The following is a 12,103-nucleotide window of genomic DNA, read 5'->3' as shown; positions in this document are numbered from 1 at the left end:
CGGCGGGCCCCCCCCCCCCCCGCGCCCCGGGCCCCCCCCCCCCCCCCCCCCCCCGCGGTCGGGATCAGGCCTGGGGCTGCTCGGCAGCCGGCTCGGCAGCGGCCTCGGCGGCCGGCTCGTCGGTCGCAGCAGCGGCGGCAGCGTCCGAGGCAGCGCCCTCGGAGGAGGCGCCGGTCGCCTCGGAGGCCGGGGCCTCGGTGCTCGCGGCGTCGCCGCCGGTCGCCTCGACGGCGGCCTGCTCGGCCTCCCCGCCCAGCAGCTCGCGCTCCCACTCGGCCAGCGGCTCGGCCGCGGCCTCGGTGCCCTCGGTGGCGGCCTTGCCACCGGAGCGGGCGATGAGGCCCTCGGCGACGGCGTCGGCGACCACGCGGGTCAGCAGGCCGACGGCGCGGATGGCGTCGTCGTTGCCCGGGATCGGGAAGTCGACCTCGTCGGGGTCGCAGTTGGTGTCGAGGATGCCGATGATCGGGATCCGCAGCTTGCGCGCCTCCTCGACCGCCAGGTGCTCCTTCTTGGTGTCCACGATCCACACCGCCGAGGGGGTGCGGCCCATCTCGCGGATGCCGCCGAGGGTCTTCTCGAGCTTGTCGCGCTCCCGCTTCATCTGCAGGAGCTCCTTCTTCGTGCGACCGGAACCGGCGACGTTGTCGAAGTCGACCTCGTCGAGCTCCTTGAGGCGGTTGATCCGCTGGTGCACGGTCTGGAAGTTGGTGAGCATGCCGCCCAGCCAGCGCTGGTTGACGTAGGGCATGCCGACGCGGGTCGCCTGCTCGGCGATGGCCTCCTGCGCCTGCTTCTTGGTGCCGACGAACATGATCGTCCCGCCCTTGGCGACCGTCTCCTTGATGAAGGCGTAGGAGCGGTCGATGTAGGCCAGCGACTGCTGCAGGTCGATGATGTAGATGCCGTTGCGCTCGGTCATGATGAAGCGCTTCATCTTCGGGTTCCAGCGACGGGTCTGGTGCCCGAAGTGGACGCCGCTCTCGAGGAGCTGGCGCATGGTCACGACTGCCATGGTGGTTGTTCTCCTGTGTGGTGGAGCCGCCCCCGTGTGCCCACCCTTGCGAACGAGGGTGGACCGGTGACGCGCTCCGGTCGTTTTCAGTTGCCGCGAGCCGACGGGTGCCGGTCGCCCTGACGCCGGCGCGCGACCCCACCCGGCTCTCGCTGGGACCGAGGGTCGTCGCCCGCGGGTGATCGGCTCCCTGGAGGGGGCGCCGCCGCGGTCTGCCGACGTGCGAAGTCAGTACGCGTGGTGACGTGCGGACTGCCCTGCCAGCCTACGCGCCCGCAGGCGTCACCCGCCAATCGCCGGGAGTCGTCCCTCGGCCGGGTCCTCCACGGCGTCGTCCACAGGCCGTCCCGGCGGTCGCGCGGGCCGGCCCACCCTGACCCAGCCTGGGGTGATGGCCCTCGCGACGCTCGCACTGCTCGTCTCGCTCCTGCCCGGCCCGCACCCCGACACCGACCCCGTCGGCGAGTGGCCGCTGCAGCCGGAGCCGGCCGTGGTCGAGCACTTCGACCCGCCCGAGAGCGCGTACGGCGCCGGCCACCGCGGGGTCGACCTGCTCGGCTCCCCCGGCCAGCCGGTCCGGGCCGCGCTGCCGGGTCGGGTGACCTGGGCCGGGACGCTGGCCGGCCGCGGGGTGGTCGTCGTCTCGCACGGCGCCACGCGGACGACGTACGAGCCGGTGACGGCGGGGGTCCCGGTGGGCACGGTGGTCGCCGCCGGCGAGGTGGTCGGGGCGCTGGAGCTGCCCGGCTCGCACTGCTTCCCCCGCGCCTGCCTGCACTGGGGCTGGATCGAGGGCGAGACCTACCTGGATCCCCTGGACCTCGTCGGGGCGGGGCCGGTCCGGCTGCTGCCGCTGTGGCGCGACGAGCCCGTCGGCACCTCTCCCCCGGCCGACCGGCCGCGCGTGGCCGAGCTCCCTGCCCTCCCGCCCCAGCCGTACGCCGCCTGGCGGCCGCCCCTCAGCGGGCTCGGCCCGGTGGCCTGACCGGTGGCCTGACCGCGGCCGGGCCGCGTCACGCCCGCGGGTGCGCCTGCTGGTAGGCCCGCCGGAGGCGGTCGGTCGTCACGTGCGTGTAGAGCTGGGTCGTGGCGAGCGAGGCGTGGCCGAGTATCTCCTGGACCGAGCGCAGGTCGGCGCCTCCCTCGAGCAGGTGCGTCGCGGCCGTGTGCCGCAGGCCGTGCGGCCCGATGTCGGGCGCGCCCGGGACGTCGGCGATCCGCCGGTGCACCAGCGTCCGCACCGCCCGCTGGTCGATGCGCCGGCCGCGGACGCCGAGGAACAACGCCGGCCCGGACCCGTCGACCAGCAACCGCGGTCGGCCCTGCTTGACCCAGAAGTCGAGCGCGCGGGCCGCCGGACGGCCGAACGGGACCGTCCGCTCCTTGCGGCCCTTGCCGAGGACGCGCACGACGTTGCGGTCCCGGTCGACGTCGTCGAGGTCGAGGCCGACGAGCTCACCGACGCGGATGCCGGTGGCGTAGAGCAGCTCGATCATCGCCACGTCGCGCAGCCCGGCCGGGCTGCCGTCGTCGGCCAGCTCGGCGGCGGCCCGCACGAGGTCGGCGGCCTCGTCGGCGCGCAGCACCGGCGGCAGGGTCCGGTGCGCCTTGGGCGATCCCAGGCTCGCGCCCGCGTCGGTGCTCGCTCGTCCGGTCCGGAGCAGCCAGGCGGTGAAGACCCGCGCGGCGGTCGCGCGACGGGCGAGCGTCGTGCGGGAGCGTCCGGTCGTCTGCTGCTTGGCCAGCCAGCTGCGCAGCGAGCGCAGGTCGAGGTCGGCCACGTCGGTGAGGCCCAGGCGGGATGCGTGCTCGAGCAGTCCGGCGACGTCGGCGGTGTAGGCGCGGACCGTGTGCGGGGTGAGGTCGCGCTCGGCCACCAGGTGGCGCTCGTAGTCGCCGAGCACCCGGGCCATCGGCTCCGGGAGCTCGTCCCGCTCCGACGGCTCACCCACGATGCAGGAGTCTAGGAACGCACCGCCCCCTCACCGGTGAGCCAGCGCGGCGAGCCGCCAGCCGTCCCCGTCCGAGGCGACCAGACCGAGAGCGCGCAGGCGCACCAGCGCATTGCCGGTGTCGCAGAGGCTCAGCCCCGCGGTCCGGGAGATGGCGTCTGCGTGCACCGCTCGCCCGACCGGCACCGCGTCCAGCACCTGCTGGTGCCGCAGCGACAGCCGATCGCGCGGGCGCTCCGGTCCGCGGGCCTCCTCGACGAGGTGGACGCCGGAGGTGCCGACCATCTCCAGGACGTCCTCCGGCGACGTCACGAGCGTGGCGGCCCCGCTGCGCAGCAGCTGGTGCACGCCCTGGGACGGCGCGCTGGTCACCGGACCTGGGACGCCCATGAGTGCGCGGTTGAGGCGGCCGGCCCAGTTCGCGGTGTTGAGCGCCCCGCTGCGGACGGCCGCCTCGACCACGACCGTCCCACGGGTCAGCGCGGCGATGAGGCGGTTCCGGGCGAGGAAGCGCAACCGGGTCGGCGCCGAGCCGGGCGGCAGCTCGGAGACCACCAGCCCCTCACCGCCGAGGTGGTCGAGCAGGCTGCGGTGCGCCGCCGGGTAGGCGCGCTCGACGCCGCAGGCCAGCACCGCCACCGTCGGGCCGTCGACGGCCAGCGCGCCACGATGCGCCGCCTGGTCGATCCCGAACGCGGCGCCGGACACCACGGGCACCCCGCCCCGGGCGACGCCCGCCCCGATCGAGGCGGCCACGTCGGCGCCGTACGTCGTGGCGGAGCGGGAGCCGACCACAGCCAGGGAGCCGGCCAGCCGGTCCAGGCGCAACGGCCCCCTCGCCCACAGGCCGAGCGGCGGGCCGCCGCGGCCCTGGACCTCGCCTCCGCCGGCCAGGTCATCGAGCTGTTCGGGCCACTCCGGGTCGCCCGGCACGATGAACCGGATGCCCAGCTTGGCCGCCAGCTCGAGGTCGCGGGCCGGCTCCATCGAGCCGAGCCGCGTGGCGACGTCGGTGAGGACCCCACTGCCGGGGTCCCGCTCGTGCAGCAGCGCGTCGTGGAACGCCACAGCGCCCATCTGCGCGGTGAACACGGCGAAGCGCGGGTCCCCCGGTTCGCCGAGCCGGGACAGCGCGACCCGGGCGAGCCGGTCCTCCACCGATGCCCGCGCGGTATCGATCTCGGAAGCGCTCATCCTGCCCTCCTCCCGAGGTCGGCGAGCATCAGCGGCTCGGCGGTCCGCAGCCGCAGCGCGGTGACCAGCTCCACCTCGCCCGGGCCGGGCGAGCCGCTGAGGTCGGCGACCGTCCAGGCCAGCCGGTGGACGCGCACCGCACCCCGCCGGGTCAGCAGGCCCTTCCCGATCTTGTCGTCGAGCAGGCGCTGCGCGGCACCGGAGAGCGGCCACGAGTCGCGCAGCGCCGGACCCGGGACGTGCCCGTTGAGGCGCCAGCCGCAGCCGGCGTACCGCTCGGCCTGCCGGTGCCGGGCCGCGGTGACTCGCTCCCGGATCGCTGCGGACGACTCGGGTGGCCCGGACCCGGCGGCGCCCGCCTGCAGGGGCGCGACCTCGCGGACGATGTCGATGCGGTCGCTGAGCGGGCCGGTGATCCGGCTGCGGTAGTCGCGCCGGGCCCGCTCGGCACAGGTGCAGCGGTTGTCCCGCGCCGCCGCCGAGTACTCGCCACACGGGCACGGGTTGCAGGCGACCACCACGATGCCGCGGGCGGGGAAGGTCGCGGACTCCTCGCCCCGGGCGATCGTCACGTCCCCGCTCTCGAGCGGCTGGCGCAGCGCCTCGATGACGTCGGTCCGGAACAGCGGGAACTCGTCGAGGAAGAGGACGCCGTGGTGCGCGCGGCTGATCTCGCCGGGCCGCACCCGACCGGTGCCGCCCCCGATGAGGCTGGCCTTGCTGGCGTCGTGGTGCGGGGCGGCGAACGGCGGCCTCCGCAGCATGCCGCCGGCCGGGTCGAGCACGCCGGCGAGCGAGTGGATCGCCGTGAGCTCGAGGGACTCCTCCGCGTCGAGGTCGGGAAGCACGCCCGGGAGCCGCTCGGCCAGCGTGGTCTTGCCGGCGCCCTTGGGCCCGGTGAGCATCAGGTGATGGCCGCCCGCGGCGGCGACCTCGAGCGCGTAGCGGGCGTCGGCCAGGCCGAGGACGTCGATCATGTCGGTGTCCTCGAGCCGGTCGTCGCCCCGCCAGGTGAGCAGCCGGCTGCCGGATTGCTCCGCGACCGGCGGAGCCTCGGGCACCTCCTCCCCGGCGAGCTGCGCGACGACCTGGGCCAGCGAGCGCATGCCGTAGACCGACACCCCCGGGACCATGCACGCCTCGGCGGCCTGGGGCTCGGGCACGTAGACCTCCGTGATGCCGCGGCGCGCTGCCGCGAGCACCATCGGCAGCACGCCGGGCACTGAGCGGAGACCACCGGCCAGCGTGAGCTCGCCGACGAACAGGCAGCCCGCGAGCGCGGCCTTCGGGACCTTTCCGCTGGCGCCGAGGACGGCGACCGCCATCGCGAGGTCGAAGTGGCTGCCGCTCTTGCTGAGGTCGGCTGGGCTCAACAGGATGGTGACGCGCTTGGTCGAGGGCCACCCGAGGTCGCTGTTGGCGATCGCCATCCGGCACCGGTCGCGCGCCTCGTTGAGCGACACGTCGGGCCGGCCGACCACGATCGTCGCGACGATCCCCGGTGAGACATCGGCCTGCACCTCGATCAGGTGGCCCACTGCGCCCTGGAGGGAGACGGTGTGCGCGGTCGCGAAGGCCATCAGCCGATCCCCCGCACGTGCTCGAGCTCGGCGGCGCCCCGGCGCGGCAGCTGCACGCAGACCATGTCGACCCTCGCCTCGAGGTGGGCGATCCCGTGCTCCTCGAGCCACCGCGTCGCCAGCCGTCGGAGCCGAGCGACCTTGATGTCGGTGACGGCCTCGTGCGGCGTGCCGCCGATCCGGCCGCTGCGGGTCTTGACCTCGCAGATCACGACCGTCCGCCCGTCCCGCAGGACCAGGTCGATCTCACCCTGCTCGCACCGCCAGTTGCGGTCCAGGAGGGCCATCCCCTCCGCGACCAGGTGCCGGGCCGCGAGCGTCTCGCCGTACTGCCCCACCGCGTGGTTCCGCGCTGCTGTCGTCGTCATGTCCTCGACCTCCTGCCAGCAGGCTGCCGCGGCGGGCGGACGACACGCGGGACCGCCGGGACGCGCTGTGGAGCACGCTTCGTCACGCCTCGCTGTGGACGACAGGTGGGCGGTCAGTGGACCAGGCGCACGACCTTGCGCCCCACGACGGGGTCGTAGTGGGCGGTGGGTGCCGACTCCTCGATCGGCAGGGCGTCCTTGCTGAAGGCGTAGACCTGGACGCCCTGCACCTGGTTGCCCCCTCCGTTGAGCACGATGCCGTTGGCGATGGTGGCGTCCGACGACGTGCGCGTGCTGAGCGGGCCCTCGTCGGTGATGAACGCGGGCACGAAGTCGCGGACGGGCTGGTAGCCCTTCTGCACCCGGTCCACGGCGCTGACCACCGGGACCCAGACGAACCTCGGCGAGCGGACGACGGCCGGGTCCAGCATCGCGGTCGTCACCCCGCTCGCCTGGCTGATGTCCTCGAGCGAGAACCCGTCGCGGAGGAAGCAGGACAGCACGTCGTCGTTGAGCAGCGCCCCGCCCCAGTACCGGTCGGCGCGGCCGACGCAGGTCGTCTGGCCACGGGCCGCCGCGAGCCGGCCGGCCGTGCCGGACACGCCGGTGATGAACCCCGGGCCGAGCGGGCTCACCCGGTTGCCGGGCAGGCCGGTGATGCAGTTGTTCCCGTCGCGCGACACGTCGTCGAGCTGCGCGCCCGGGATCGACGTGCGGCCGACCGTGCACTCCTTGGCCTCGGTGACCTCACCCGTCGGGGAGCGGTACGGCGCCAGCAGGTGGTCGAGGCCGCGCGCGATGTTGAGCGCCAGCGCGTCGGCGGTCCCCTCGCCCGACCTCCGCGGGCTGTCGAGTTGGCCGAAGTTGCCACGCTGCTGACCGACGCACCCGACCGCGGTCGACGCCTCGACGACGACCTCGTCCACCATGCCGGAGCCCGCCGCGGGGTCCGGGTCCGGCGTCGCGGTCACCGGCGGCACCACCGGCGCCGGGCCGGTGACGGTGAAGGTCTGGAAGTCGACCGAGATCTGGGGCTGCTTCTTGTCGTTCTTCTCCTGCAGGACCCCGTACACCCGCCACGTCCCCGGCACGCCGGTCACCTCGGGCCCGATCTGGAAGGACGGCACCACCAGCGGGTCGGTCTTCCCCACGTCGGTCGCGGCGTACTCGTGCCACGAGCCGTCAGGCGCCACGAACCGGATGGACGCCCGGTCCACGTTGGCGGGGATCTTGGTCAGGCGGAGGTTGCCGACCGTCAGCGTCTGGCCGGCGACGGCCACGCTCGGCGCGACGGGGCCGACGATGCTGTGCGCGCCCTGGCGGACGTCGGACGGCAGCGTCGTCGCCGGCGCCGCCGTGGGGGTCGCCGTGGGGGTCGCCGTGAGCATCGCCGTGGCAGTGGGACTCGCCGAGGCAGTGGGGCTGACGCCCGGACTGGCGCTCGGACTGGCGCTGGGGCCGGGCGTCGGGCTGGGCGTCGGGCTGGGCGTCGGGCTGGGCGTCGGGGTGGGCGTCGGGGTGGGCGTCGGGGTGGGGCTGGGGACAGGCGCGGGCGCGTCCAGCGCGTCGAACTTCCCGGCGTTGCCGGGCGTCACGTCGAGCATCGCAGGGCCGAGGGCGCAGCCGCTGGGCAACCAGAACGGCAGCACGCTCTCCCCACGCGGGATCGCGGAGAAGACCTGCACCGTCGCAGAGCGCTGGACCTGCGTGCCGCTCGCACCCAGCACACCCGCCAACCCGAAGTCGACGCGTGCCTCCGGCGCGGTGACCTCGAGGCGCACACAGTCCGTCGCGCACGCGACGCCACGCTCGTCGAGGAGGGCCACCTCCCCGTCGGCGAGGACGCGGTTGGTCAGCTCGCCGACCACGATCGGGTCCTGTCCCGACGCGCCGTTGCTGGAGAGGTACGCCGCCGCGGCGGCCGCCAGCGCGGGCAGGTCGGCCTGCGAGGCGGGCAGCAGGTGCCCGATGCTGAGCGCGCTGACGTCGACCTGCTTCTGCACCGAGCGCTCCCGCGCCCAGGCGTTGCCGAGGTCGACCGCCAGCGCCGCCACGCCGAAGAGGACCACCGCGAGGATGCCGACGATCACGGCCATCGCGCCGCTCTCGTCCCGCCGCCTCATGTGCACCCCTCCGGGGCCGACGGGACGTACTCCACCCGCGCCTCGGCCGTCGTGGAGACCAGGCCGTCGTTGACGAACGGGAGGAACGGCAGCTGGAGGTCGGCCGCGGCGAACTCCACGCGGACCCGGACCGTGTCGCCGACGTTGATCCCGTTGGGCGCCGTGTCGACGTACGTCCGGGTGATCCGGGCGCCCTCCCCCGCACCGTTCAGCGACTCGACCTGGGCGCGCACGGCGCCCTGGAAGTCCAGGCACTTCGCGGGCGTGCCGACCGCCGAGAGGCGAGCGGCATCGCGAGCGATGTCGCTGCCTCCCTGCATCGTCCAGAAGTACAAGCCGTACTGGATGATGCCGAAGACGAGCATCAGCAAGAGCGGCAGCAGCAGTGCGAACTCGACTGCAGCCGCTCCCCCCTCCTTGCCGTGGCGCTCCCTGTGCCAACGGCTCGACAAGCCCGTGCTCCTCCCTGTGACCCCCGATGGTCTGCTCCCGAAGCGTAGGGTTCTTTACCCAGGTCAGAGGCCTTGGTGGCCCGGACGGACTACCAGGTAGGACCGGTCGGACGAGAGGTCGGAGCGCTCGTTGCGACCGGCTGCCCGTCAGCAGGCGCTCGGGTCCGGCTTCAGGTCGTGGATGACCTGGCTGGAGGTCTCCTTCACGACGACGTCGCCGGAGGCGTCGCGCGGCAGCGGGACGGGCAGGGTGTCCAGGCTCCTGAACGACACCGTCACGGTGACCGTGGCGCCCAGCCTCCTGCTGGGCGCGTAGGCGACGTCGACCTGGACCGGCCCCAGGGCGGCGGTCGAGGCCTGGCTCTTCGCCACCGTCGTGCACGCGGTCACGTCGTTGCCGACGCTCACCTCGCGTGCGAGCTCCCTCGCGGTGGCGCTCGCGGTCGAGAGGGCCCAGTAGTGATAGCCGTACTGCACCGCGCCGAACAGCACGGTGAAGAGGACCAGCGCGATGAGGGCGAACTCGATGGTGACCGCTCCGAGGTCGGCGTCGCGCCGTCGTGGGGGGATCACTCGACGAGCCTGATGATCTTCGGACCCACACCGAGGTACTCGGTCTCCGGACCGTCGTAATCCTGCGGCACCGGCGGGAGGGCCTCCGGCGCGATGGTCATGAAGCGTGCGGCGACCAGCTCGCCCTCGCGGACGACGAGGCCGGCGACCTCGTCCCCGGTCGCGAACGACGGGTCGACGGCGCGGATCAGCGCCTCCACCGCGGCGAGCACGTTCGACACGTCGAGGAGCCCTGTCGTCCTGAGCACCGCGAGTGAGGCCTGGATCGGGCTGAGGGCCGTGCGGCAGACCACCCTGGTCAGCTCGAGGTTGAACCCGTCGCAGACGCTGCTGAGCACGTCCGCCACGAAGCCCGGCAGGTCGTCGGCGACCTTCGTGGCGTCCAGCCCGAGCAGGTTGAGCTTCGCGGACTCGCCGTTGTCGATGAAGACCGGCCGGAAGGTGAGGATCGGGTAGTCGGCTGCCGGGTTCTGCAGGTCCACCGTGGCCAGGACGGGCGCCCAGAAGAAGCGCGGCGACCTGTAGATCGACGTCTTCAGCTTGTCGTTGGGTGTGATCAGCGGCAGACCCGGCAGCAGGTAGGTGTCCAGCGCGAACGCCAGCTGGCTGCTCAGGAGGCTCGAGCCCGTGCCGTTGACGAAGTCGCTGAACGAGTCGTTGTTGAAGGTGCCGTTGAAGCCGAAGCGGCTCAACGAGACGGTGTTCGACGAGCACGGCCCGCGGCTGCAGTGCAGCCGGCCGTACCCGGGTGCACCACCGCTCCCGGCGGTGTCCTTGAGGAACCCGTCGGTGAACTCGTCGATGGTGACGGCCCCACCGTCCTTCGTGCGGGCGCAGTTCGCCACCACGCCGGCATCGAAGTTCGCCTCGGAGTCCAGGTCGCTGTCGGCGTCCTCCGTGCATCCGGTGAGCGCCGCGGGGATGTTCGAGGTGACCTGCCCGAGGCCGGCCAGCAGTCCGCTCGCCGAGCCGTTGAGGAGCGAGTCCAGCACGGTGACCGCGGCCGGCGACTCGAGGAGCTGCAGGACCTTGGGGTGCATGGCCAGCGGGTGGTCGGTGCCCTCCTGGATGTTGTGGGTCAGGCTCGGCGACTTGCCGTCGCGCCACCGGGGGCTGTCGACCACCCGACCGCAGGCCAGCGTCTCGTCGAGGTCCAGGACACCGCGGAGGAGGTTGCCGACGTTGGGCAGGACACCCTGTTCCTGGGGGTAGATCGCGACCTCGACGTCGGCCGCCGACCACTTCGGGTTGCTCGTGACGACGATGTAGGAATGGGTGTCGAGCCGGACCTTCACCCTCCAGTACCCGGGAGTGTTGGCGACCGCGTTCGGGAGAGCGACGGTCAGCAGTCCGCTTCCCAGGAGTGTCAACGCGGACCCGCTCGCCGTCTCGACCTGGCTGCCGCGCTGGAAGGCCACCCGCACCGAGCCGAGCAGGCCGTCGAGGAGCCCGGGAAGAAGCACTGGGGAACCGACATCGACGGTCAGGAGGTTCCCGTTGACCACGGGGTCGGCGATGGTGACCCCGGTGCTCGCGTTGGAACCTGTGTAGTCGACACCCCAGCCGGGGAACACCGGCTCGGTGGCGTTGTCGATCGTGGGCGCGGCGGTGTTGCCGCCGGCGCTGAAGTAGCTGACGGGGAGGACGCGGTCCACGGCGCTGCCGAGCCCGGCGTTGTTGACCACGCCCGCGAGGCAGGTCAGCGACATGCCCATGGGCAGCATGTCGCCCGGCGAGGACACGCGCGCCGTCGCGGTCTTGCGCTGGACGGAGTCGGTGGCACCCTGCCCGAGCGCCGGCGCGAACGCGTAGGCGATCCGCGCTGCGGGGGTGGAGACCGCGACCTCGGTCGTCGACGGGAAGCTCACGGCGGCGCCGTACGTCCCGGGCGTCCCGTCGAGCAGCTTGGTGGCGTAGGTGTCCAGGGCGGTGCCACCGACCGGGGACTTGATGAGGGCGTCCCCGCCCGGCCCGCACATCGCCTGGCGCTCCGCTTCGGTCGCGCCCGGCAGGCCGTCCTGGTCGACGTCGCGCTGCCCGGGCACCGGGTTGCAGACGAGGTAGTACGCCACCGCCCGGGCCACCCGCTTGCGCGAGGTCGCGTTCGTCGCGGGGAGGTACTGCGCCGCGAAGAGGGCTGCCTTGTCGGCCTGCTGCTGGAGGTCGCCGCGGCGCGCCCACGTGTTCCCCACGTCGACGGCGAGGGCTGCCACGGCGAAGAGGACGAGGGCGGTGGCGGCGGCGATGATCGCGGCCGCGCCCCGCTCGTCCCGGCGCCGACGCCGTCCCCCGGGCCTCAGCACGAGGCACCCGTGGTGATCCGCACGTTCTCCAGCCGCAGCAGCAGGTCCTCGACGAGGTCCCCGCCGTCGGGCAGCGGAAGGAACGGCAGCACCGTCGTGACGATGGGCAGCCGGAGCCGGACCTGGACGTCGGCCCCGATACCGCCGACCAGCGGCAGCACCGTCACCACGATGTCCTCCACCGGATCCAGCGCCTGGCCGAGACCGGCGTCCACGTTGCTGACCGCCGACGCGAGCAGCTGCTGCACACGTGTCGTCAGGGTGCCGCAGGTCATCTGGCCGTAGATGCCCGCCCCGGACACCGAGGCCCCGATCGGGGCGACCCGCTGGGCCTGCCAGAAGTAGTGGCCGTAGTAGATCAGCCCCATCAGCATGGGGACGAGGAAGACGCTGAGGACCAGGGCGCCCTCCACGGCAGCCGCGCCGCGACCGGCGCGACGCGCATGCGTCCTGCTACCCGTCACGAGCTACCCCTGGCCATGCTTGTCGAGGGCGGCCCCCACGACCGCCCTTTCCCCCGGCCACGACCATAGGTGTGATGCC

The 12,103-nt window shown here is 73.6% G+C and carries 11 protein-coding genes; 1 reads left to right on the top strand and 10 read right to left on the bottom strand.

The features are described 5' to 3' along the window. Positions 1–64 precede the first annotated feature (64 nt). Positions 65–1,015 carry a 30S ribosomal protein S2 gene (gene rpsB / locus QWY28_RS07905; RefSeq protein ID WP_300951797.1) on the bottom strand — a complete coding sequence of 317 codons (951 nt, stop codon included), beginning with the start codon at positions 1,013–1,015 and terminating at the stop codon, positions 65–67. 391 nt (positions 1,016–1,406) lie between these two features. Between rpsB and QWY28_RS07900 the strand changes: the two genes are divergently transcribed. Next, positions 1,407–2,000 (top strand): M23 family metallopeptidase, encoded by a 594-nt coding sequence (locus QWY28_RS07900; RefSeq protein ID WP_300951796.1) that lies wholly within the window; start codon positions 1,407–1,409, stop codon positions 1,998–2,000. 28 nt (positions 2,001–2,028) lie between these two features. Here the strand turns inward: QWY28_RS07900 and QWY28_RS07895 are convergent, their stop codons facing one another. The 9 genes from QWY28_RS07895 to QWY28_RS07855 form a co-directional block, all read right to left on the bottom strand. Then, on the bottom strand, positions 2,029–2,928 hold the full coding sequence (locus tag QWY28_RS07895) for a tyrosine recombinase XerC (RefSeq protein ID WP_300952296.1): 900 nt from the start codon (positions 2,926–2,928) through the stop codon (positions 2,029–2,031). A gap of 69 nt (positions 2,929–2,997) precedes the next feature. After that, entirely contained in the window at positions 2,998–4,161 is a 1,164-nt protein-coding gene (dprA, locus tag QWY28_RS07890; protein WP_300951794.1) for a DNA-processing protein DprA, read from the bottom strand. Next, entirely contained in the window at positions 4,158–5,741 is a 1,584-nt protein-coding gene (locus QWY28_RS07885) for a YifB family Mg chelatase-like AAA ATPase (protein ID WP_300951793.1), read from the bottom strand. Before QWY28_RS07885 ends, dprA begins: the two co-directional genes overlap by 4 nt. Then, entirely contained in the window at positions 5,741–6,109 is a 369-nt protein-coding gene (locus QWY28_RS07880) for a YraN family protein (RefSeq protein ID WP_300951791.1), read from the bottom strand. Before QWY28_RS07880 ends, QWY28_RS07885 begins: the two co-directional genes overlap by 1 nt. 113 nt (positions 6,110–6,222) lie before the next feature. Beyond that, on the bottom strand, positions 6,223–8,232 hold the full coding sequence (locus QWY28_RS07875) for a TadE/TadG family type IV pilus assembly protein (protein ID WP_300951789.1): 2,010 nt from the start codon (positions 8,230–8,232) through the stop codon (positions 6,223–6,225). Then, positions 8,229–8,684: a TadE/TadG family type IV pilus assembly protein gene (locus QWY28_RS07870; RefSeq protein ID WP_300951788.1), complete on the bottom strand. Its 456-nt coding sequence runs from the start codon at positions 8,682–8,684 to the stop codon at positions 8,229–8,231. The genes QWY28_RS07875 and QWY28_RS07870 overlap by 4 nt, the downstream gene beginning before the upstream one ends. A gap of 147 nt (positions 8,685–8,831) precedes the next feature. Continuing rightward, positions 8,832–9,257 carry a TadE/TadG family type IV pilus assembly protein gene (locus QWY28_RS07865; protein WP_300951787.1) on the bottom strand — a complete coding sequence of 142 codons (426 nt, stop codon included), beginning with the start codon at positions 9,255–9,257 and terminating at the stop codon, positions 8,832–8,834. Continuing rightward, positions 9,254–11,560 (bottom strand): hypothetical protein, encoded by a 2,307-nt coding sequence (locus QWY28_RS07860; RefSeq protein ID WP_300951785.1) that lies wholly within the window; start codon positions 11,558–11,560, stop codon positions 9,254–9,256. The genes QWY28_RS07865 and QWY28_RS07860 overlap by 4 nt, the downstream gene beginning before the upstream one ends. After that, positions 11,554–12,024 (bottom strand): TadE/TadG family type IV pilus assembly protein, encoded by a 471-nt coding sequence (locus tag QWY28_RS07855; RefSeq protein ID WP_300951783.1) that lies wholly within the window; start codon positions 12,022–12,024, stop codon positions 11,554–11,556. Before QWY28_RS07855 ends, QWY28_RS07860 begins: the two co-directional genes overlap by 7 nt. Between the last annotated feature and the right edge of the window lie 79 nt (positions 12,025–12,103).

This window comes from Nocardioides oceani (assembly GCF_030412965.1).
Taxonomy (GTDB): domain Bacteria; phylum Actinomycetota; class Actinomycetes; order Propionibacteriales; family Nocardioidaceae; genus Nocardioides; species Nocardioides oceani.
Note: the sequence above shows the minus strand (reverse complement) of the source record. Positions and strands in the feature narration are given on the sequence as shown.

Coding starts and splice junctions, on each gene's coding strand:
- rpsB (WP_300951797.1), bottom strand. CDS start 1,015: ATGGCAGTCGTGACCATGCGCCAGCTCCTCGAGAGCGGCGTCCACTTC.
- QWY28_RS07900 (WP_300951796.1), top strand. CDS start 1,407: ATGGCCCTCGCGACGCTCGCACTGCTCGTCTCGCTCCTGCCCGGCCCG.
- QWY28_RS07895 (WP_300952296.1), bottom strand. CDS start 2,928: ATGGCCCGGGTGCTCGGCGACTACGAGCGCCACCTGGTGGCCGAGCGC.
- dprA (WP_300951794.1), bottom strand. CDS start 4,161: ATGAGCGCTTCCGAGATCGATACCGCGCGGGCATCGGTGGAGGACCGG.
- QWY28_RS07885 (WP_300951793.1), bottom strand. CDS start 5,741: ATGGCCTTCGCGACCGCGCACACCGTCTCCCTCCAGGGCGCAGTGGGC.
- QWY28_RS07880 (WP_300951791.1), bottom strand. CDS start 6,109: ATGACGACGACAGCAGCGCGGAACCACGCGGTGGGGCAGTACGGCGAG.
- QWY28_RS07875 (WP_300951789.1), bottom strand. CDS start 8,232: ATGAGGCGGCGGGACGAGAGCGGCGCGATGGCCGTGATCGTCGGCATC.